Annotated in this window: 19 protein-coding genes; 11 read left to right on the forward strand and 8 right to left on the reverse strand. The window is 32.2% G+C overall.

The annotated features are described in order from the left end of the window. Nucleotides 1-5: 5 nt before the first annotated feature. From ABD939_RS03315 to ABD939_RS03325, 3 genes are all read right to left on the reverse strand, one after another. Nucleotides 6-917 (reverse strand): TolB family protein, encoded by a 912-nt coding sequence (locus tag ABD939_RS03315; RefSeq protein WP_345164500.1) that lies wholly within the window; start codon nucleotides 915-917, stop codon nucleotides 6-8. 39 nt (nucleotides 918-956) lie between these two features. Beyond that, nucleotides 957-2,132, reverse strand: a complete 1,176-nt coding sequence (locus tag ABD939_RS03320) for a GlmU family protein (protein WP_345164503.1) — start codon at nucleotides 2,130-2,132, stop codon at nucleotides 957-959. A 142-nt stretch (nucleotides 2,133-2,274) separates the two neighbouring features. After that, the gene (locus ABD939_RS03325) at nucleotides 2,275-2,526 is read right to left on the reverse strand and encodes a type B 50S ribosomal protein L31 (protein WP_345164505.1); all 252 of its coding nucleotides are present in this window, start codon (nucleotides 2,524-2,526) and stop codon (nucleotides 2,275-2,277) included. A gap of 146 nt (nucleotides 2,527-2,672) precedes the next feature. Here ABD939_RS03325 and ABD939_RS03330 point away from each other — a divergent pair, with 146 nt between their 5' ends. From ABD939_RS03330 to ABD939_RS03360, 7 genes are all read left to right on the forward strand, one after another. After that, nucleotides 2,673-3,206 carry a DUF4199 domain-containing protein gene (locus ABD939_RS03330; protein ID WP_345164508.1) on the forward strand — a complete coding sequence of 178 codons (534 nt, stop codon included), beginning with the start codon at nucleotides 2,673-2,675 and terminating at the stop codon, nucleotides 3,204-3,206. Nucleotides 3,207-3,252: 46 nt separating this feature from the next. Beyond that, a complete protein-coding gene (locus ABD939_RS03335) occupies nucleotides 3,253-4,203 on the forward strand; it encodes a glycosyltransferase family 2 protein (RefSeq protein WP_345164510.1) in 951 nt (316 codons plus the stop codon). 107 nt (nucleotides 4,204-4,310) lie between these two features. Then, a complete protein-coding gene (locus ABD939_RS03340; protein WP_345164512.1) occupies nucleotides 4,311-6,041 on the forward strand; it encodes a phospho-sugar mutase in 1,731 nt (576 codons plus the stop codon). After that, the gene (locus ABD939_RS03345) at nucleotides 6,041-7,876 is read left to right on the forward strand and encodes an ABC transporter ATP-binding protein (protein ID WP_345164514.1); all 1,836 of its coding nucleotides are present in this window, start codon (nucleotides 6,041-6,043) and stop codon (nucleotides 7,874-7,876) included. Before ABD939_RS03340 ends, ABD939_RS03345 begins: the two co-directional genes overlap by 1 nt. 291 nt (nucleotides 7,877-8,167) lie before the next feature. Next, nucleotides 8,168-8,710, forward strand: a complete 543-nt coding sequence (locus tag ABD939_RS03350) for an RNA polymerase sigma factor (RefSeq protein WP_345164517.1) — start codon at nucleotides 8,168-8,170, stop codon at nucleotides 8,708-8,710. A gap of 45 nt (nucleotides 8,711-8,755) precedes the next feature. Further along, nucleotides 8,756-9,265 carry a hypothetical protein gene (locus ABD939_RS03355; RefSeq protein ID WP_345164519.1) on the forward strand — a complete coding sequence of 170 codons (510 nt, stop codon included), beginning with the start codon at nucleotides 8,756-8,758 and terminating at the stop codon, nucleotides 9,263-9,265. A gap of 11 nt (nucleotides 9,266-9,276) precedes the next feature. Further along, complete coding sequence (locus tag ABD939_RS03360) at nucleotides 9,277-9,711, forward strand: sensor of ECF-type sigma factor (RefSeq protein WP_345164522.1); 435 nt, start codon at nucleotides 9,277-9,279, stop codon at nucleotides 9,709-9,711. A gap of 2 nt (nucleotides 9,712-9,713) precedes the next feature. On the opposite strand, the gene ABD939_RS03365 is transcribed toward ABD939_RS03360, so the two are convergent. From ABD939_RS03365 to ABD939_RS03385, 5 genes are all read right to left on the reverse strand, one after another. Beyond that, nucleotides 9,714-10,781, reverse strand: coding sequence for a WD40/YVTN/BNR-like repeat-containing protein (locus ABD939_RS03365; RefSeq protein ID WP_345164524.1), 1,068 nt, complete (start codon nucleotides 10,779-10,781; stop codon nucleotides 9,714-9,716). A 78-nt stretch (nucleotides 10,782-10,859) separates the two neighbouring features. Further along, nucleotides 10,860-11,507, reverse strand: a complete 648-nt coding sequence (locus tag ABD939_RS03370) for an SCO family protein (RefSeq protein WP_345164526.1) — start codon at nucleotides 11,505-11,507, stop codon at nucleotides 10,860-10,862. Further along, on the reverse strand, nucleotides 11,494-12,054 hold the full coding sequence (locus tag ABD939_RS03375; protein WP_345164529.1) for a toxin-antitoxin system YwqK family antitoxin: 561 nt from the start codon (nucleotides 12,052-12,054) through the stop codon (nucleotides 11,494-11,496). The genes ABD939_RS03370 and ABD939_RS03375 overlap by 14 nt, the downstream gene beginning before the upstream one ends. Then, nucleotides 12,055-12,831, reverse strand: a complete 777-nt coding sequence (locus tag ABD939_RS03380) for a YHYH protein (protein ID WP_345164531.1) — start codon at nucleotides 12,829-12,831, stop codon at nucleotides 12,055-12,057. A gap of 20 nt (nucleotides 12,832-12,851) precedes the next feature. Then, on the reverse strand, nucleotides 12,852-14,174 hold the full coding sequence (locus ABD939_RS03385; protein WP_345164533.1) for a sulfatase-like hydrolase/transferase: 1,323 nt from the start codon (nucleotides 14,172-14,174) through the stop codon (nucleotides 12,852-12,854). Between the two features lie 285 nt (nucleotides 14,175-14,459). Here ABD939_RS03385 and ABD939_RS03390 point away from each other — a divergent pair, with 285 nt between their 5' ends. The 4 genes from ABD939_RS03390 (at nucleotide 14,460) to purL (ending at nucleotide 21,068) form a co-directional block, all read left to right on the forward strand. Further along, complete coding sequence (locus ABD939_RS03390; protein ID WP_345164535.1) at nucleotides 14,460-15,674, forward strand: RsmB/NOP family class I SAM-dependent RNA methyltransferase; 1,215 nt, start codon at nucleotides 14,460-14,462, stop codon at nucleotides 15,672-15,674. 435 nt (nucleotides 15,675-16,109) lie between these two features. After that, nucleotides 16,110-16,259, forward strand: coding sequence for a hypothetical protein (locus ABD939_RS03395; RefSeq protein WP_345164537.1), 150 nt, complete (start codon nucleotides 16,110-16,112; stop codon nucleotides 16,257-16,259). A gap of 166 nt (nucleotides 16,260-16,425) precedes the next feature. Beyond that, a complete protein-coding gene (locus tag ABD939_RS03400) occupies nucleotides 16,426-17,142 on the forward strand; it encodes a suppressor of fused domain protein (protein WP_345164539.1) in 717 nt (238 codons plus the stop codon). Nucleotides 17,143-17,411: 269 nt separating this feature from the next. Next, entirely contained in the window at nucleotides 17,412-21,068 is a 3,657-nt protein-coding gene (gene purL, locus ABD939_RS03405; protein WP_345164541.1) for a phosphoribosylformylglycinamidine synthase, read from the forward strand. Nucleotides 21,069-21,120: the final 52 nt, after the last annotated feature.

Consider the following 21,120-nt stretch of genomic DNA (forward strand, 5'->3'; position numbering starts at 1 on the left):
TTCTTTTAATTTTTCTTGAAATAATAGATGTCGTCATCACCTTTTCCCTTATCTCGTTTTGATGATAAGTAACCCGAATTACTCTTAATTATTAAAGAGAAGTCATCTTTATTACTATTAATGGGTTTTGGCATTTTTACTGCCTTTTCAAAATCGCCATTTTCGTTTATTATACTTTTGTAAATATCGAACCCTCCAAAACCATTTGGTCTATTTGATGCAAAATACAAAACATTATCTTCTGAAATAAAGGGAAACATTTCTCGGCCATAAGAATTCACTCTACTTCCCAAATTCTTGGGCTTACTAAATTTACCATTTTCTAAAATAGTTACACTAAAAATATCTGAACCTCCTTTAGTTGTTTCTTTTCCACCTCTAATATTTGCAGTAAAATATAGTGTTTTTTCATCTTTACTAAAAGCAGGATGCGCATAGGAAAACTTAGGATTACAAAATGGTAATACTTCAAAATTAGTCCATCCAACACCTTTCATATATTCACCAACAGAAATATGAAAATTGGTTTCTTTAAATATTCCTTCTGGTTTATTTTTATAAGTATAAGTTGTAGTTATATAAAGCTGTTTACCATCTGACGATTTTACTGCTGATGTAATTTGAGGGATATTTTGCTTAGAATCTATAACCACATGTTTTACATTCTCTATTTGTCCTGTGTTTGACAAACTTCCTTCATAAATAGTTAAGATAGGATTTCCTAATGAGCGCTTAAACCTCCCTTTTTTATCAAGTAGATACGATGTAAAAAGTACTTTTGTATCATTTTCAATAAACATTAAGCCAAAATGTGGGTATTCTGTGTTTATTTTTAAATTGGAAATTGAATAACTTTCTTTTTGTGCACTTACAAACAACACCATTATAAAAACTAAAAAAAACAACAAACCCCTCATAACTAAACTCTTGACAGAAGTTAAAGTTAATAAAAGTTTTTAGTTCCGTCTGTATTTCTTGGTTTCTTCAAAAACGTGCTCTAGAATATCTTCATATTGTTTTGAAAATTCAATCTTACGTCTAGACATAACTACTTTTGAAACTTCAAATGCTTTTTTGGTTAAATAGGTTGTAAAACCACTACTTCCGCCCCAACTAAAACTTGGTACAAAATTTCTTGGAAATCCGCTTCCAAAAATATTTGCACTTACACCAACAACCGTACCTGTATTAAACATGGTATTAATACCGCACTTGCTATGGTCTCCCATCATGAGACCACAAAATTGTAATCCTGTTTTAGCAAAACCTTCAGTTTGATAATCCCAAAGTCTTACCTCGGCGTAGTTATTTTTTAAATTAGAATTATTACTATCAGCGCCTAAATTACACCATTCACCCAATACAGAATTACCTAAAAAGCCATCATGACCTTTGTTAGAATATCCAAAAACAACCGAATTATTTACCTCTCCTCCTACTTTACTATGAGGCCCAACAGTTGTTGGTCCGTAAATTTTAGCGCCCATTTTAATAGTTGCGCCTTCACACAAAGCTAAAGCTCCACGAATGATTGAGCCTTCCATAATCTCAGCATTTTTACCGATATAAATTGGTCCGTTGGAAGCGTTAAGAGTTGTGAATTCGAGCTTCGCTCCCTCTTCAATAAAAATATTTTCTGCGGCTATTATATTATTACTTGATGGAATAGGTTGCGATTCTCTATCTTTTGTAATCAAATTAAAATCCTCTTGAATAGCTTGTCCATTTTTTGAAAAAATATCCCAGGTATTTTCAATTTTTAAACTATCATGATTAAATTCTATTATTTCAAAAGTATCAAAATCAATATCATCTTGTGATTCTTTTGTAAAAAATGCAATAATATCATCTCCTTTAAAGATAGCTTGGTTTTCTTTTAAGTTTTGTATTATTTCTGTTAATTCTAAGCTTGGAAAAAAAGAAGCGTTTATCATCACATTTTCTTCCATTTCAACCATCGGGTATTTAACAGAAAGATAATCTTCAGTTACAGTTGTGGTGGTGGTCTTTAAAACAAATTCCCATTTTTCACGAATGGTTAAAATGCCAACTCTTATATCTGCAACCGGTCTTGTGTATGTAAAAGGCAATAAATTGTTTCGAAACGGACCGTCAAAAAGAATATAATTCATGTGGAATCTGGATATTAGAAGCTCAAAGTTTTACCAACTTTACAACTATTGAACTAAAGTTTAAACAAAAATAGATGAATTGATTATAATAAAAAAGCCTTTCAATATTGAAAGGCTTTTAGTGTATGATGTAACGCTGAAATTATTTTTTAAATTTTGCGTATTTGTTTTTAAATTTATCAATACGACCAGCCGTATCTACTAATTTAGATTTACCAGTATAGTAAGGATGTGATGTTCTTGAAATTTCCATTTTTACTAAAGGATATTCAACACCATCAACTTCAAGAGTTTCGTTAGTATCTGCAGTAGATTTTGTTAAAAAAACGTCATCGTTAGACATATCTTTAAACGCTACAATTCTATAATTTTCTGGGTGTATACCTTTTCTCATCACTAAATACTTTTATTCGTTTCAATTTTGGAAGTGCAAATTTAAGTATTTTTTATAAATAAGCAATATTTTTTATAATTTTTATTTAACCAAACAAATGTATTGATTTGGTATATTTGAATCCATAATTAACATCAAAAAAACACATGGAAAAATCTTTGAAATTTATTGCTAAAGATTTTGGTTTATACTTAGGCGGAACCTTAACGATAATAATGATTTTGGCTTATGCTTTTAATCTAAATCTGTTTGTGAATTTCTGGTATGGTATTTCTATCTATTTAATTACTATAGCTTTTGGAATAATTGCTGTAATAAAAACGAAAGTTAATTTTGATGGCATCTTATCTTTTAAAAATGCTTTTACTTCATATTTTATTACCATTTCAATAGGGCTATCTCTCAGTTCTCTTGCTAGTTATATTTTATTTAATTTTATAGATACTAATGCGGCTGATGCTCTAAAAGAAAAAAGTATCGAGAAAATGATTGAAGTTTTTAAAACCATGAAAAAGCCCGATGAAGAAATTCAATCGTCAATTAAAATGGCTGAATCAGGTAATTTATATTCCATTTCAAATGTCTTTAAAGGTTTAATTTTTAATTATTTAGTTCCTTTAAGTATTGTAGGTTTATTAGTTGCAGCAGCAATGCAAAAAAATAAGCCAGACACCAAATAAATTCAGTATTTTTGAAACTGTATTTTAATAAATCAAACTTTCATAAATGAATATATCAGTAGTTATTCCACTACTTAATGAGCAAGATTCTTTGATAGAGTTACATGAATGGATTGCCAAGGTGATGTATACCAAAAAATACTCTTACGAAGTAATTTTTATTGATGATGGAAGTACAGATAATTCATGGAAAACCATTACCCAGTTATCTGAAAAAGATAAAAATGTAAAAGGCATTCGTTTTTTAAGAAATTTTGGAAAGTCGCAAGCATTGCATGCTGGTTTTGAAAAAGCAGAAGGAGACGTGGTAATTACTATGGATGCTGATTTACAAGATAACCCAGACGAAATACCTGAGCTTTATAATATGATTAAAAACGATGGTTTTGATTTGGTTTCTGGTTGGAAAAAAAAGCGATACGATTCTGTAATAACTAAAAATCTACCTTCAAAAGTTTTCAATTGGGCAGCTCGAAAAACATCGGGAGTTAAACTACACGATTTTAATTGTGGTTTAAAAGCTTACCATACCGATGTAGTAAAAAACATTGATGTTAATGGTGAAATGCATCGTTATATTCCACTACTATCAAAAAACGCTGGGTTTTCTAATATTGGCGAAAAAGTAGTAAAACATCAAGCTCGAAAGTACGGTGAAACTAAATTTGGTATGAATCGATTTGTACATGGTTTTTTAGACCTCATCACCATTTGGTTCTTATCGCGCTTTGGCAAAAGACCCATGCATTTATTTGGTGCTTTAGGGGTTATTATGTTTACAATAGGTCTTGGGTTTTCTGTGTATTTGGGAATTGACAAACTATTTTTAAATCCTGAGGGCAGATTAATTACACAACGCCCCCAGTTTTACATTGCTCTATCTACAATGATTATTGGTTCTCAGTTTTTTGTGGCAGGTTTTTTAGGAGAAATAATACTTAGGAATCGTCCTGACAAAAAGCGCTATTTAGTTAAAGATAAATTAAATTTAACCTAAATTATTTTCGAATACTTTAAAAATGGTTTTCATTTAAACCAAAATAGATACTCTAACAAATATTTTAAGAAGCAATTGTTTATTTTTGTTCAATATTTAATACAATTATGATACACATCGAACCAAAAATTTTAGATCGAATAAATACATGGTTAACTCCAACTTTTGATCAAGACACACAAAATACAATTAAAAACGCCATAGCTAATAGTCCTAAAGAAATAGAAGAAAGTTTCTATAAGGATTTAGAGTTTGGTACAGGTGGTATGCGAGGCGTTATGGGTGTTGGTACCAATAGAATAAATAAATATACATTAGGAAAAAGCACTCAAGGTTTAAGCGAATATTTACAAAAACAGTTTCCTGGAGAGACTAAAAAAGCTGTTATAGCATATGATTGTAGATATAATAGTAAAACTTTAGCAAAAGTTGTTGCTGATGTTTTTTCAGCAAACGGTATAGAAGTTTACCTTTTTGAAGATTTAAGAACTACCCCTGAACTATCATTTGCCGTAAAACATTTAAATTGCCATTGTGGTATTGTTTTAACAGCGTCACACAATCCACCAGAATATAATGGATATAAAGTCTATTGGCAAGATGGCGGACAATTAGTTCCACCTCACGACAGTGCTTTAATTAACATGATTAACGATTTAGAATATGCCAATATAAAATTTGAAGCGAACGAGAGTTTAATACATTATATAGGTAAAGATGTTGATGATTCTTTTATTGACGCATCAGTAAAAAATGGAGATGTTGGTGCATCACAATCTGCAAAAGACGATTTAACAATTGTTTTCACCTCTATTCATGGAACCTCTATTACTGCTGTTCCTGAAACTCTTAAACGCGCTGGTTATAAAAATGTTCATGTTGTAAAAGAACAAGAAGAACCAAATGGCGGTTTTCCAACAGTAAAATCACCTAACCCTGAAGAGCCAGAAGCACTAAAAATGGCTTTAGAACTAGCAGAAAAAGTAAATGCAGATATAGTAATTGGAACTGACCCTGATAGCGACAGATTGGGAGTTGCTGTTCGTAATTCTGAAAACGAATTGCAATTACTAAACGGAAATCAAACTATGGTGATGATGACCGATTTCTTATTGAAAAAATGGAAAGCTGAAAACAAAATAAAAGGTAAAGAATTTATTGCAACTACAATTGTATCAACCCCTATGCTAAACAAATTAGCAGACGCGTATAATGTAGATAATAAGATTGTTTTAACAGGATTTAAGTGGATTGCAAAACTTATTAAAGATTTCCCAGAATTAGATTTTATTGGAGGAGGAGAAGAAAGTTTCGGTTTTATGGTGGGTGATTTTGTAAGAGATAAAGACGCTGTTACCTCCACTCTTTTAGCTTGTGAAATTGCTGCAATTACAAAATCTAACGGTAGTTCATTTTTTAGTGAATTAATTAAACTTTACGTTGAGCATGGCTGTTTCAAAGAAAAGTTAATTTCACTCACAAAAAAAGGTATTGAAGGTGCTCAAGAAATTAAGCAAATGATGATTGATGCTCGCGAAAATCCTTTCAAGGAAATTAATGGCTCAAAAGTTACTAAAATCGAAGACTACGATTTATCAATTGCTAAAAACATGTCTACTGGTGAAGAAACCTCTATAGATGTGCCTAAATCAAACGTACTTATTTATTATACCGAAGATGGAAGTCAAGTAGCCTTAAGACCAAGTGGTACAGAACCAAAAATAAAGTTTTACGTTAGTGTAAATACCCAATTAGATACTACAGAAAATTTTAAAACTATAGAAGCTGAATTAAATACCAAAGCAGAAAATATCTTTAAAGATATGAACCTTATTTAATGAGCCATTTTACAAATATTCTAAGGTACGCAAAGCCTTATAAAAATTATGCCGCAGGACACATTATTTCTAATGTGTTTTTTGCGTTATTTAGCACACTTTCATTCGTTGCTTTAAAACCAATGTTGGATGTTATTTTCGATAATGAAAAAACCATTCCAACTGAAAAACCAATATATACAGGTCTAGATAAACTAGCAGATTTCGCAGGTGATTATTTAAACTACGAAATGTATCAATTTACTGAAGGAGACAAAGGTAAAGCTCTTATGTTTACTATTGGTTTAATAGTAGCTATGTTTTTACTAAAAAATATTTTTGGCTATTTAGCTAATTACTTTCTAGTATTTTTAAGAAATGGTGTAATTCGTGATATTCGAAATAGAGTTTATAGAAAAACAATAGAACTCCCGTTATCTTACCTTTCAGACCAACGCAAAGGGGACATTTTAGCCAGAGTTACAGGAGATGTTCAAGATTTACAATATTCATTTTTATCTGTATTAGAACTTATTGTAAGAGAGCCATTAACAATTATATTTACCATAATTGCAATGGTTTATATTAGTCCCCAACTTACCTTATTTGTATTTATTTTTATTCCCTTAATGGGATTTGTAATTTCTAAAATCGGTAAAAGTTTAAAACGGAAATCAGATCGTGTTCAAAAAGAACAAGGTATGTTTTTATCTACTTTAGAAGAAACACTTACTGGATTGAGAATCATTAAAGGCTTTAGTTCTGAAGGAAAATTCAACGCTAAATTTCAAGAATCAACCAATAGATTTTATAATTTCTCCAATAAACTACTTAACCGCCAAAACCTTGCATCACCTGCAAGTGAGTTTCTGGGTATTTGTATGATATCAGTAATTCTCTGGTATGGTGGTAACCTAGTATTAAATAATGATACAAACTTAGCTCTAGACGGAGGTAGTTTTCTTATTTACATGGGTTTAGCTTATAATATTCTAACTCCTGCAAAAGCTATTTCTCGTGGTTTATATAATATAAAAAAAGGTGGTGCTGCTGCTGAAAGAATTCAGGAAATAATTGACACACCAAATCCATTAAAAGATAAACCTGATGCTATTGTAAAAGATGGGTTTACTTCTGAAATAAAATTCAATAACATTTCATTTAAATATAAAGATGATTATGTACTTAAAAATTTCAGTTTAACTATTCAAAAAGGAAAAACAGTAGCATTAGTCGGTCAATCTGGAAGTGGTAAATCTACAATAGCCAATCTAATTACGCGTTTTTATGACGTTAATAAAGGATCTATTTCAATTGATGATATTGATATTAGAGATTTAACAACAAATTCTCTACGAAGCCAATTAGGTATTGTAACTCAAGATGCTATTTTGTTTAATGATAGTATTAAAAACAACTTAAAACTTGGTAATGAAAAAGCATCTGATGAGGAAGTAATTGAAGCTCTCAAAGTAGCTAATGCATGGGAATTTGTAAAAGATTTAGAAGGTGTACTTGAGTACAACATTGGTGATGGAGGTGGCAAACTTTCTGGCGGACAAAAGCAACGTTTAAGTATAGCACGTGCGGTTCTAAAAAGCCCACCTATTATGGTGTTGGATGAAGCTACATCTGCTTTAGATACAGAAAGTGAACGCTTAGTACAGATTGCTTTAGAAAATATGATGAAAAACAGAACATCTATCGTTATTGCTCACAGATTATCTACCATTCAAAATGCAGATGTTATAGTCGTTTTAAATAAAGGTGAAATTGTGGAACAAGGGAAGCATAACGAATTAATGTCTAAAAAAGGTGTCTATAAAAAACTTGTAGATATGCAGAGTTTTGAATAAAAACTTACTTTTAGAAATATAAAAAAGGATAGAGATTTGGGCTTCTATCCTTTTTTTTGTTCATTGTTAGACTTGGGGACGACTAACAACATAAGTAGGTTTCTGATACAAACTTATAATAAAAAAACATTTCCTACAAGAAAAAATGCATTTTATCGTGTTTAATTCACACTTAATCGATTATTAGTATTATAAACCACTGATAAACAAGTGTTTATTTTTTTAAAAAAATTTAAAAAAATCTCCCTTAAACTTTTAGTATATTTAATAGTCTAATAATAAAATATTTTTGTGACAGACGAGGCAGAACTTGTAATACAATTAAAATCTGACACTCAAAAAGAGCAAGCTTTTAGAGACCTAATAACACTCTTTAAAGAACGCCTTTATTGGCATATAAGAAATATTGTAAAATCTCATGATGATGCTGATGATGTCCTTCAAAACACATTTATAAAAATTTTTAAGAATATCGATAACTTTAAAGGAGATAGTAAATTGTTTTCTTGGATGTATAGAATAGCTACAAACGAGTCTATAACATTTATTAATAAAAAAGCTAAACGTTTGCAAACTACTAATGAAGAAGTTCAACAATTGGCTATAAATAATTTAACATCAGATGTTTATTTTGAGGGAGATGCTATTCAACTAAAATTGCAAAAGGCTATTGCTACATTACCAGAAAAACAACAATTAGTTTTCAATATGAAATATTTTGAGGATATAAAATATAAAGATATGGCTGATATTTTAGACACGAGCGAAGGTGCTTTAAAAGCCTCATATCATATAGCAGTAAAAAAAATAGAAGCATATTTAACTAGTAATTAAACCTTTGTATTAATTATTAGTCAAATTAATAAGTGTGAGTAAAAAATGAAAAACGAAAATTTAAATAATATAAAAACACCAGGTTTTAAAACTCCAGATAATTATTTTGAGTCTTTTGATGATGTCCTTTTAAATAAACTTAAAACAGAAAAAACTCTAAATACTGTTAAGACCACTGGTTTTAAAACTAAGAAAGACTATTTTGATAATCTAGAAGATAAAATATTAAATAAGCTTTCTAAGAAAAATGATACAAAAGTTATTTCTTTAGTAAGTAGAAAAACTATTATTTATGTTTCAAGTATTGCTGCAGCTATTTTGCTATTATTTAATCTTTCTATTTTTGGAAGGACCACAGAAACTTTTGATAACTTAGAAACTGAAACAGTAGAAAATTATATTATTGATGAAAATATAAGTTCTTACGAAATTGCAGCTTTATTAACACAAGAACAAATTGAAGAAAACATTACCATTGATTATAGTATTGATGAAGATAACATTCAAGAATTTTTAATAAACAATGCCGATATTGAAGATTTAATGGTAGAATAAAATTTATTCATATGAAAAAACTACTCCCTATAATATTTCTTTTACTGTCGTTGAATGTAATGGCACAAAAAGGTAACAGACAACAAATAAAAGCACTTAAAGTGGCCTTTATTACTGAAAAATTAAACTTATCTGAAATTGAAGCTCAAAAATTTTGGCCTGTTTATAATGAGTTTGAGCTTAAAAGTGCAAATATTAGATATAAAGAAATAAGAGCTATTCGTAAAGAAATAAAGGAAAACATAGATAATATGTCTGATGAAAAAGCAAGTGAACTTTTAGATAAACTCAGAAAATCTGAAAACCGTTTACATGAATTACACACAGGTCTTTTTGAAAAGCTTTCTGGTATCATTTCTCCAAGAAAAATGATATTACTAAAAGTAGCAGAAGATGATTTTAAAAGAAAAATGCTTAATGAATTAAAAAGACGAAAAAAAGGGTAACCTTAATAATCTCTATCTTTTTTTTCTCTAAATATTAATTTAGATACCCTCCCCTTTCCTGCAGCATAAGCTATGCTATCATTTAAAAAGCGGATTGTATAAAATCCTTCGTCACTTAAATGCTTCCATGAATTTCCGGAATCATTACTGTAATCTATTCCCTTAAAACCAATGGCGACTAATTCTTTTCCTTTTCTATTTGGAATATATTGAACGCAACTTCTATATCCAGGGTTCATTCCATCTGCAACAATTTTCCAAGTTTTTCCACCATCTGTAGTTCTAATTTTATTTGCTGTATTTTCATTAGGTTTTGTGTAATCACCACCAATCGCAAAACCGTTTAATTCATCATAAAAATCAATAGAATAAATACCTTCGGTTTCTTGCTCTTTAATTATTGGTGTATCATAAACCTCCCAAGTTTCACCTTTATCTGGCGAATAATATACACGGCCAGCGGTAGTTGCAACCCAAGTATTATCTCCAATAATTGCAATATTCGTATCACTAGCAGCAAAAGCACCTTCGTTTTCTAATCCTTTTGGTAATTCGTCACATGGAAGCTTACTCCAAGTATTTCCGCCATCACGGGTAATGATGACACTTAAACAACCATCAGTTGAATCACCAATTGCTATACCTTCTTGATTGTTCCAAAAATCCATAGAATCATAGAAGGCTTTAGGGTGGTTTTCTTGATATACCAAATTTATTGAGTCATGGGTGACTTTGTATAATAGAGCTGGAGTTGAAATGCTAAAAATAAAGACTGCTCTATTTGTAACTCCTAATGCACGGAAATTTGGAATTATTGTATCATGCTTTAACTTAGTATTCACAATTGCTTTCTCACCTTTAAAATCAGCTACAGTTCCTCCAAATTCTCCATTTGAAGTTGCAAACCCTAAACTTTTAGACGAATCTATTTCAATTGCTCTGACATTCAACAAAGAATCTTGCATTAAATGTTCAATTTCTACCTCAGAAAAATCTCTTGGTTTAAAAGTTTCCTTCTTTCCACAAGAAAAGAAAAAGACAACTACTAAGGGTACAATAAAATACTTCATAAATTTCGAATTTCCATAAAAATAGAAAAGCTCCACGAACAATCGTGAAGCTTTTTAGAAAAAAACTAACCAACCAAATTAAGTTTCCTTCCTTAAAATTTTAATATGTCGCTTTAAACGCTCTACATCAATTTCTAATGTACCGTTATAAACGCCACGTATATAACCTTGTTTATCTACTAAAACAAAATTTTCAGTGTGAATAAAATTACTTTCATCTTGAGTTTTTGTAAAATCTTCATCTGCAAAATAACCTGTTCTAGCAATAGTATAAAGTGCATCTTTACTACCAGTAACTAAATGCCATTTATTTGAATCTACATTATACTTTTTTGCATATTGTTTTAATAAAGGTACGGAATCTCTCCAAGGCATTACGGTATGAGACAATAACATAATATCATGATTATTTTTGTAAGTTTCTTGAATATGCCCCATATTTTTGGTAAGCTTTGGGCATATACCAGGACAACTGGTAAAAAAGAAATCTGCTACATATATTTTGCCTTCAAATGTTTTATTATTTACCTCTTCTCCATTTTGATTGGTAAACGAGAAATCAGGAATTTTATGTTCTGGCGTATTCCATTCTGGAGTAAAATCTGCAGCATTAAAATATGGTAGCGCTTCAATTTCTTTCGAATCTGTCTCTTTGGTATTATGTTTACACGAGCAAAAGCAAACAATTAATAAAACAGATAGTATATATATTCTATTCAATTTCATCTTTATTTACTGTTACCATATAACATTTTTTTAAACCAATTAAACCAAAACGCTCTCCATTTACTACCTCATAATTTGCCTTTATACTACCATCGGGTTTCCATAACCGCTGGCTTCCTGTTTCTTTTCCATTCTCATAATTAAAATCTCTAAATAGAATTCCGTCTTCATACCATTCTTTTACTATTCCATGAAATTCTCCCTTATCATTAAAATGATATTCAAATTTTACATTACCATTTTCCCACCACGATTTGTGGATACTTTGTTTTATACCTTCAATATAAAACCGTTCTAAAGCAAGTTTGCCATCAACATACCACTGTTTTTCAGAACCTTCTTTTAAACCATGTTTATAATAAACTTCAGATTTTAAATTTCCATCAGGAAAATAAGCTATCAATTTACCTGTAAAAGGTTGGTCTTCGAACTTTAAAACACCATTATGTAATTCTAAACTTTCATTAGAAAAATTTAGTACAAGAGGGTTATGCTTTTCACATGAAAAAAAGACAATAGCAATAATATATAATAACAGATATCTCAATTATCGAGAGATGTTTCCAGAGGTTCCAAAAAACCCGTTACCATTTAAATAAGGGTCTTCGTTAGTTATATGATAATGATAAATACCATCTGGAAAATCTGCCGTTGCTGATGTATGTCCATGATATGCATCTAAATCTGAATTTGTAATTGTTGTACCATTCTCTAAAGGCCCGTAAACAGGAAATCCGTCTGCCAATAATCCTAAAAAGGCATCTTCTCCAAATTGTTCCGTTAAAAAAGTAGGCTCAATATGATAATGGTAGTTATCTTGTCCTGCGGGATGTCCTAAATACTGATCAAATGAATCAATTTCATTGGTTAACGGCGAACCGCCTGCTGCATACTGGTTAAAAAATACCACGCCATTTCTTGAAATTCCTATTGGTCCCATTGGCGTTGCTTCTTTGTTAGTGGCCTCTTCTGGATTTAACGTTATGGTAAATACAATATTTTGCGCTGCAATTCTATTGGGGTTTAATCGAAAATTAGAATTAGTACCGTTGTAATCTGCATGTAAAGGATTATCTGTTGGCCAATACGGACTTGTATGATTTGGTAAATCTTGAGTAGTAAATGTTACCGTATTTCCATTTACAGCATATGATAAACCTGTACCCTCAAATTTAGAAAGAATACTACTAATATCATAATTGGTTGTGTTTTCCATATCATCTTGCTCCTGCTCCATAACTGGATTATCATCAGTATTAGAGCATGCTAGTATGATTAAAAAAGGTAATATGATGTATAGTATTGAAAGTTTAAGTGGTCTCATAGTTTTTGGGTTTTTAAAAGTTATTGTTTTATTTTAATAAGCTCTGCTTCAATATTGTTTTTAGATAGAGCAGCTTCACTAGACAATGGCAATTGGTTTGCATTTAACAAATTAGTAGTCTCTAAAGGGTCATCAATCAAGTTATAGAAGGCTTCACTACCGTTAGTAAATGAAATATATTTATAAGTGTTATCTCGCATTGTAAAATCTAAATTATTTGCATCATCTCCAATTTCTGAGTATACATAATCTCTAACACTAACACCAGAAATACTAAACATAGCACTAAAGTTTTTACTATCGTGTATATCGGTAATATCAGCACCTGCAATACCTGCAATGGTTGCAAATAAATCTGTAGTACCAAGTAATGCAGATTCCTTAGCACCTTGTCGTGTTATATTTTTACCCGAAATTACCATAGGCACATTAATACCACCTTGGTACACACTATTTTTTGCTCGCCTATTTTGGTAAGTCTGTACTACTTGGTTTGGTGTACCATTATCGCCTACAAAAATAATAACAGTATTATCAAGCTCTTCCTGAGACATAGCGTTTAACAAGCGTCCTATTTCAACATCCATAGCTTCTATCATTGCTAAATAATAAGGCAGTGGGTTTGCATCAATACTTGCCTGATCTGCAGGTAGCACCCCTTGATTATGTAATTCGTTTGGAGGTAAATGAAATGGTGTATGTGGCGCATTATAAGCCAACCATAAAAACCAAGGCTTATCTTGACTGTCTACCCAATTAATAGCTAAATCCGTAAATTTTGTTGTAGTATATTCTGTAGAACTTGCAGTTTGCATATTTTCTACCAAGTCCCAATTAAAATAAGATTGTACACCACCACCTAAAACTCCAGCATACTCATTAACACCTATTTCGTTAGGGTGATTTACATCTCTATTAGATAAATGCCATTTACCAATAACAGCATGACTATAACCAGAATTCATATCATCTAAATAACGCTGTATAGACTGCTCGCTGCTTGATAAGGTTTGCCCAACATTAGTTACACCTGTTCTAAAACCATATTTCCCAGTAATTATACCTGCTCTAGTAGGCGAGCATAATGGCGATGACCAGACGTTAATGAAGGTAATACCGTTTGTCATTAAAGACTCCAAATTTGGCATATTAGGCTGTATAGCCCCAACACTATAGCCAGGGGTGGCATCTAAACCCATATCGTCAGCTATGATTAATAAAATATTTGGCTTAGTAGATACGGTTTGCTCCTCTTCATTTTCGTTAATACTGACTTCTTCGATATTACTGCATGAACAAAAAACAATCAGAATAAATAATAATTTGAAAAATGTAGATTTCATTCTTATAACAATTTGTTTTTAGACCTTTAAAGTAAAAAAAGGTTTAAAATGATATATCACTCTCAGACTGAACTTCTGAAAATGACGTACTCACAAATTGTTAATAACACCAACAATGTGTTTTTTAATAAAGTCTGATTTTAAAAGCACAAAAAGGAAAAAACTCGCACTTGTTTAGGTAAGTTTTTCAAATTTATATAAAATGCTATTTATTAGAGAAATAAGTTATTGGCACTTATCAAATAACACATTTAAAATGTACCTTTGCACCCTCAATAAAATACCATGCGATTACACAGAAACCTTTGCTTTGCCGTTATAGACGGATTAACCTTAATATTTAATGAGGGTAAGTATGCCGATAAAGTTATCCAACAGCTATTAAAACGAGATAAACGTTGGGGCTCGCGCGATAGAGGCTTTGTGGCCGAAACCGTTTACGACATTGTACGCTGGAAACGCCTATATGCAGAAATAGCAGAAGTAAAAGAACCTTACGATCGTGATAACCTATGGCGTATGTTTGCCGTATGGGCAACCTTAAAAGGCATTACATTACCAGATTGGAAATACTTTGAAAACACACCAACACGTAAAATAAAAGGACGTTTTGACGAACTTTCTAAAGTTAGAAAACTTAGAGAATCTATTCCAGATTGGATTGATGAAGTTGGCGTAAAGGAATTAGGAGAAGCAAAATGGACTAAAGAAATAGCGATGCAAAATGAAAAGGCAGACGTTATTTTAAGAACCAACACACTAAAAATTACAAAAGAGAAATTACAGAATATATTAGCTGATGACGGCATAGAAACCGAATTTATAAAAGGCTACGACGCTGCATTAAAATTGGTTGAGCGTGCTAATGTATTTGTAACCGACGCCTTTAAAAAAGGTTATTTTGAAGTGCAAGATGCTTCCTCTCAATTGGTAGCCGATTTTCTAGACGTTGCTCCAGGTATGAAAGTGGTTGACACCTGTGCGGGCGCCGGCGGAAAAACATTACACATAGCCTCTTTAATGGAAAACAAAGGGCAAATTGTGGCTATGGATATTTACGAAAGCAAGCTTAAAAAACTAAAAGTAAGAGCCCGTAGAAACGGTGCACATAACATTGATTTAAAAGTGATTGATTCTACAAAACCAATCAAAAAATTATATAATAAAGCAGACCGGGTGTTGATTGATGCACCATGTTCTGGTTTAGGAGTTTTACGCAGAAATCCAGACGCCAAATGGAAACTAGAACCGGAGTTTTTAGATAACATTAGAGTAACCCAACAAGAGGTATTACAACAATATTCTAGAATGGTAAAAGAAGGCGGTAAATTAGTTTATGCTACCTGTTCTGTATTACCATCAGAAAACCAAGACCAAGTAAAAGCCTTTTTAAAATCAGAAGGTGGTACAAATTTTGAGTTGGTAAAAGACAAAAAAATTCTTGCTCACCAACAGGGTTATGATGGATTTTATATGGCCTTGATGGAACGTAAAGCGTAACCTTTTCTCATTCTGATGACTACCAAAGTACAACTTGTGAATCTCATCATTCTTAATAAGAATATTTAAAAATCCTGATAGAAAACTATCAGGATTTTTTTTGATTTATCTGTGGGAAAAATTATTTACCTTTACTTGATAGCAACAACATTAACTTCTTGTTTTATGACTTATTTGTGGGATAAGCGTAATAAAAGTTGTTATATAACGAGTTGGCAACAATATCTTAACAAAACGCTATAAATGAAAAGAACATTATTTACAGTTTTCCGAATCTTAATAGGAATAATATTAATCGGAAAAATATCAAATTGGTTTCTGAATTATAGTGACGAAACGAATCAAATTCTGAACACCGGAATGTTTACTATAATCGGAATTGTATATGTAGTCGGAGGTTTTATTTGGGATAAAAGACTGACTAACATAATTTTTATGATTTGTGGAATTTACTTAATTGTTATGAATTTTATAGGAGATTTCGAATTGAAATCAATAATGGGAATTGTTTGTATTTTGACACCAATGTTAATTGCACGATTCTCATCTGAAGAAACTGATGAAAAAGAATTGGCTGAAAATTAAAAAATACTGTTACCAGAAATGTGTAAAAACAATTAAGATTTAGTGGGTAATCAAATGGAGTTACATGTTTTCTAAATCTTATTTTCCTCTAAAAAATCCTCCAACGTGAAAACGCAACCAATCATACACAATACCGTTGCCCGTTATATTAGAAAACCGAAATCGAATGAAAATAAACAACTATAAAATAATCATTTTAATTTTAGTTTCAACGTACAGCTATTCTCAAGAATCAGAAAAAACCATGAATAATAAAGTTCCAAATAGTGTCGAAATTGTTGATGGTCATTTAGACTTATTTTTTGACGAAAACACAGATATATTAGTATTTGATGAGAAAGAATCTGAAATAATTCATCGAGATATATTTTTCATTAAAGCAACAAAAGACAGACCATATCACATCCTATTAAGTTGCGGAATGAGTGCATTACCGATGGTAATTCCTAAAGATATTGAATCATCCGAGTTTGTTGAAATAATGTTTTTACTTCCTAAAGAATGGACTTTAAAATACGAATCTTTCAGCGATGAGAAGAATTATTGGCCAATTAGAATTATGAAAGAAATAATGATGTTACCTCATGAGAAGAAAACTTGGTTTGGATATGGACACACTTACGGACACGAAGAAGCCGAGGAATTTGCAGAAGGAATTGGATTTAATTCTGTAATGTTGGCCTATTCAATGGAATTATCAGACGATTTTACTCAAATAGAAATAGAAAATGATAAGGTAGTCGACATATATACATTAATTCCACTTTATAAAGAGGAACTGGAATTTAAGAAAAAGAATGGAGCGAGTGCTTTACTTGAGCGATTTGATGAATTTGGAATTGAGGAAATTTTAGAAATCGGAAGAAAAAACGTTTGTAAATAAATAATACTACTGGAAAATTGCTATAACTAATTGCTAATTCTTACATAATTCTGAAAATCCTCTTGAGCCTTGGCAAATACCTGCAAAACTGAACCTCAAAAGAAACTATTGTAAACCAGTACCACCAAAAACCTTATAACAACTAAACCCAAAAATTAGTTGTTAAAATACTGTTGATAACCAACTGCGCTTTCATGAAAAAAGCAATCCTAAATCATGAAAAAAGTGTATTTTTGCATTTTCTTTAAACACTCACAAATAAAGACCTAATGATTCATTTCTTTGGAAACGTAGCCAGCAAAGTATTTGCTGTTCAAACAACAAAAGAATTATCAACTGAAACCATCTCGAAATTAACGTGGCTTTTTGGCAACCAACCAAAAATTAAGCAAGCATCTTTGGATGCTTTTTTTGTTGGTCCTCGTACTGCGATGATTACACCTTGGAGTACTAATGCGGTTGAGATTACGCAAAACATGGGGATTACGGATATTATTAGAATTGAGGAATTTGAAGCTGTTGCTGAAGATTTTGCTGATTTTGACCCCATGATTTCGGAGCGATTTGACGGCTTGAATCAAGACTCTTTTACGATTGATATTGAACCTGAACCGATTTTGAATATTGAGGATATTGCGACGTATAATGCCCAGGAAGGTTTATCGTTAAGCGATGAAGAAGTAACGTATTTAGAAGGTGTCGCAAAAAAAATTGGAAGACCGCTAACAGACTCTGAAGTGTTTGGGTTTTCGCAAGTAAATTCTGAGCATTGTAGACATAAAATTTTTAACGGCACATTTGTGATTAATGGCGAAGAGAAACCTACCTCGTTATTCAAATTAATTAAAGAAACATCGAAACAAAACCCAAACGATATTGTTTCGGCTTATAAAGATAATGTGGCTTTTATAAAAGGCCCGAAAGTGGAACAGTTTGCACCAAAACGCGCCGATATTCCTGATTACTATACAACTCAGGATTTTGATTCTGTAATTTCTTTGAAAGCAGAAACACATAATTTCCCTACTACCGTTGAGCCATTCAACGGTGCTGCAACAGGTTCTGGTGGAGAAATTAGAGATAGACTTGCTGGTGGAAAAGGTTCGCTTCCTTTAGCTGGAACTGCAGTTTACATGACATCTTATTCTCGTTTGGAAGAAAATAGACCTTGGGAAAAAGGTGTTAAAGAACGTGATTGGTTATACCAAACACCAATGGATATTTTAATTAAAGCATCTAACGGTGCATCAGACTTTGGTAACAAATTTGGGCAACCTCTAATTTGTGGTTCGGTATTAACTTTTGAGCATGAAGAAGATGCTAGAAAACTTGGTTTCGATAAAGTGATTATGCAAGCCGGTGGTATTGGCTACGGCAAAGCAAATCAAGCTTTAAAAGACACCCCAAAAACGGGTGATAAAATAGTAATTCTTGGTGGTGAAAATTACCGTATTGGTATGGGTGGTGCTGCGGTATCATCGGCTGACACTGGTGAATTTGCCTCTGGAATTGAATTAAACGCAGTACAACGTTCTAACCCAGAAATGCAAAAACGTGCTGCCAATGCAGTACGCGGTATGGTAGAAAGTGATGAAAACTTTATCGTTTCTATTCACGATCATGGTGCCGGAGGCCATTTAAATTGTTTATCTGAACTCGTTGAAGATACTGGCGGAAAAATTGATTTAGATGCATTACCTGTTGGCGACCCGACGCTTTCTGATAAAGAAATTATTGGTAACGAATCTCAAGAACGTATGGGATTGGTTATTGGAGAAAAACATATTGACACCTTACATAAAATTGCAGACCGTGAACGTTCACCGATGTATACCGTTGGTGATGTAACGGGTGATGATCGTTTTACGTTTCAGTCTAAAACCAAAGGTAACAAACCTATGGATTTAGCTATGGAAGACATGTTTGGAAGTTCGCCAAAAACGGTGATGACAGACCAAACGATTCAGCGTAATTATGCTGATGTTGCTTATAATTCTGATAATTTCCATGACTATTTAGAGCAGGTGTTACAACTAGAAGCCGTGGCTTGTAAAGACTGGTTAACTAACAAAGTAGACCGTTGTGTTGGTGGTAAAGTAGCCAAACAACAATGTGTTGGCGCGTTACAAATACCTCTAAACAATGTTGGCGTTATGGCTTTGGATTATAAAGGAAAAGAAGGTATTGCCACGTCTATTGGGCACTCGCCTATTTCTGGATTGATTAATCCTGTAGCTGGGAGTAGAAATTCTATTACCGAGGCCTTGACTAATATCATTTGGGCGCCTTTAAAAGATGGTTTACAATCGGTATCGTTATCTGCAAACTGGATGTGGCCTTGTAAAAATGAAGGGGAAGATGCTAGATTATATGAGGCTGTTGAAGCTATTTCAGAATTCTCGATTGACTTAGGTATTAATGTGCCTACTGGAAAGGATTCGCTTTCCATGAAACAAAAATATCCTAATGAGGATGTGATTTCTCCTGGAACCGTTATTATTTCTGCAGCAGCCAATTGTAACGCTATTTCTAAAGTAGTTGAACCTGTTTTTAAGAAAAATGGTGGCGGTATTTATTACATAAATATCTCTCAAGATGATTTTAAGTTAGGCGGAAGCTCTTTTGCGCAAGTACTGAATAAAATTGGAAACGATGCACCTAACGTAAAAGATGCTGGGTATGTTAAAACCGTTTTTAATACCATTCAAGAATTAATACAGAATGAGCAAATTATTGCCGGACACGATGTGGCCTCTGGTGGTTTAATTACTACGTTATTAGAACTTTGTTTTGCTGACACGAATTTAGGTGCTGCATTAAATCTTTCTGCATTAAATGAAAGTGATTCTGTAAAACTATTATTTTCTGAAAATTCTGGCATTGTAATTCAGGCCAAAGACAGTTCAATTGAAAACATCTTAACTGATGCTAATATTGAGTTTTTCAACATAGGAAAGGTTACTGAAAGCGATACGTTAAGCATCATTAACAATACTGATGTATTTACTTTAACCGTTTCAAGATTGCGTGATGTTTGGTATAAAACATCGTTCTTATTAGACCAAAAACAAACGGCAAATGGTTTAGCACAAGACCGTTTTGATAATTATAAAAATCAACCTTTACAATATACATTCCCCAAACATTTTACGGGTAAATTACCTGTATCTGGAAGTTATAGACCAAAGGCTGCCATACTTCGTGAAAAAGGTTCAAACTCTGAACGTGAAATGGCTAACGCTATGTATTTAGCTGGTTTTGATGTGAAGGATGTACATATGACCGATTTAATTTCTGGTCGTGAAACCCTAGAAGATATTCAGTTTTTAGGAGCAGTTGGTGGTTTCTCAAACTCTGATGTCTTAGGTTCTGCAAAAGGTTGGGCTGGTGCTATAAAATATAATGCTAAAGCAAAAGCTGTTATTGACAACTTCTTTGCTAGAGAAGATACATTATCTGTAGGGATTTGTAATGGGTGTCAACTTTGGATGGAATTAGACCTCATCAATCCAGACCATGAAGTTCATGGTAAAATGCATCATAATGAGTCACAAAAACACGAAAGTTCGTTTACTTCAGTAAAAATTCAAGAGAATAATTCGGTAATGCTTTCAACACTTGCTGGTACAACTTTAGGCGTTTGGATTTCGCATGGTGAAGGTAAATTCAGTTTACCCTACGCTGAAGACAAATACAACATTGTAGCTAAATATGGTTATGAAGGCTATCCTCATAATCCAAATGGTTCTGATTTTAATACAGCGATGATGAGTGACAAAACAGGACGTCATTTAGTAACCATGCCACATATTGAACGTTCTACATTCCAATGGAACTGGGCTAATTATCCTGATGGTAGAAAAGACGAAGTTTCGCCTTGGCTGGAAGCTTTTGTTAATGCCAGACTTTGGTTAGAAAAGAAATAATCCTTTTTAATAAAATCATAATAAAGCCCGAAGTAAATAATTTACTTCGGGC

Origin of the sequence: Algibacter aquimarinus (assembly GCF_039543265.1) — a bacterium.
Classification (GTDB): domain Bacteria; phylum Bacteroidota; class Bacteroidia; order Flavobacteriales; family Flavobacteriaceae; genus Algibacter_B; species Algibacter_B aquimarinus.

Coding starts and splice junctions, on each gene's coding strand:
- ABD939_RS03315 (WP_345164500.1), bottom strand. CDS start 917: ATGAGGGGTTTGTTGTTTTTTTTAGTTTTTATAATGGTGTTGTTTGTA.
- ABD939_RS03320 (WP_345164503.1), bottom strand. CDS start 2,132: ATGAATTATATTCTTTTTGACGGTCCGTTTCGAAACAATTTATTGCCT.
- ABD939_RS03325 (WP_345164505.1), bottom strand. CDS start 2,526: ATGAGAAAAGGTATACACCCAGAAAATTATAGAATTGTAGCGTTTAAA.
- ABD939_RS03330 (WP_345164508.1), top strand. CDS start 2,673: ATGGAAAAATCTTTGAAATTTATTGCTAAAGATTTTGGTTTATACTTA.
- ABD939_RS03335 (WP_345164510.1), top strand. CDS start 3,253: ATGAATATATCAGTAGTTATTCCACTACTTAATGAGCAAGATTCTTTG.
- ABD939_RS03340 (WP_345164512.1), top strand. CDS start 4,311: ATGATACACATCGAACCAAAAATTTTAGATCGAATAAATACATGGTTA.
- ABD939_RS03345 (WP_345164514.1), top strand. CDS start 6,041: ATGAGCCATTTTACAAATATTCTAAGGTACGCAAAGCCTTATAAAAAT.
- ABD939_RS03355 (WP_345164519.1), top strand. CDS start 8,756: ATGAAAAACGAAAATTTAAATAATATAAAAACACCAGGTTTTAAAACT.
- ABD939_RS03360 (WP_345164522.1), top strand. CDS start 9,277: ATGAAAAAACTACTCCCTATAATATTTCTTTTACTGTCGTTGAATGTA.
- ABD939_RS03365 (WP_345164524.1), bottom strand. CDS start 10,781: ATGAAGTATTTTATTGTACCCTTAGTAGTTGTCTTTTTCTTTTCTTGT.
- ABD939_RS03370 (WP_345164526.1), bottom strand. CDS start 11,507: ATGAAATTGAATAGAATATATATACTATCTGTTTTATTAATTGTTTGC.
- ABD939_RS03380 (WP_345164531.1), bottom strand. CDS start 12,831: ATGAGACCACTTAAACTTTCAATACTATACATCATATTACCTTTTTTA.
- ABD939_RS03385 (WP_345164533.1), bottom strand. CDS start 14,174: ATGAAATCTACATTTTTCAAATTATTATTTATTCTGATTGTTTTTTGT.
- ABD939_RS03390 (WP_345164535.1), top strand. CDS start 14,460: ATGCGATTACACAGAAACCTTTGCTTTGCCGTTATAGACGGATTAACC.
- ABD939_RS03395 (WP_345164537.1), top strand. CDS start 16,110: ATGATTTGTGGAATTTACTTAATTGTTATGAATTTTATAGGAGATTTC.
- ABD939_RS03400 (WP_345164539.1), top strand. CDS start 16,426: ATGAAAATAAACAACTATAAAATAATCATTTTAATTTTAGTTTCAACG.
- purL (WP_345164541.1), top strand. CDS start 17,412: ATGATTCATTTCTTTGGAAACGTAGCCAGCAAAGTATTTGCTGTTCAA.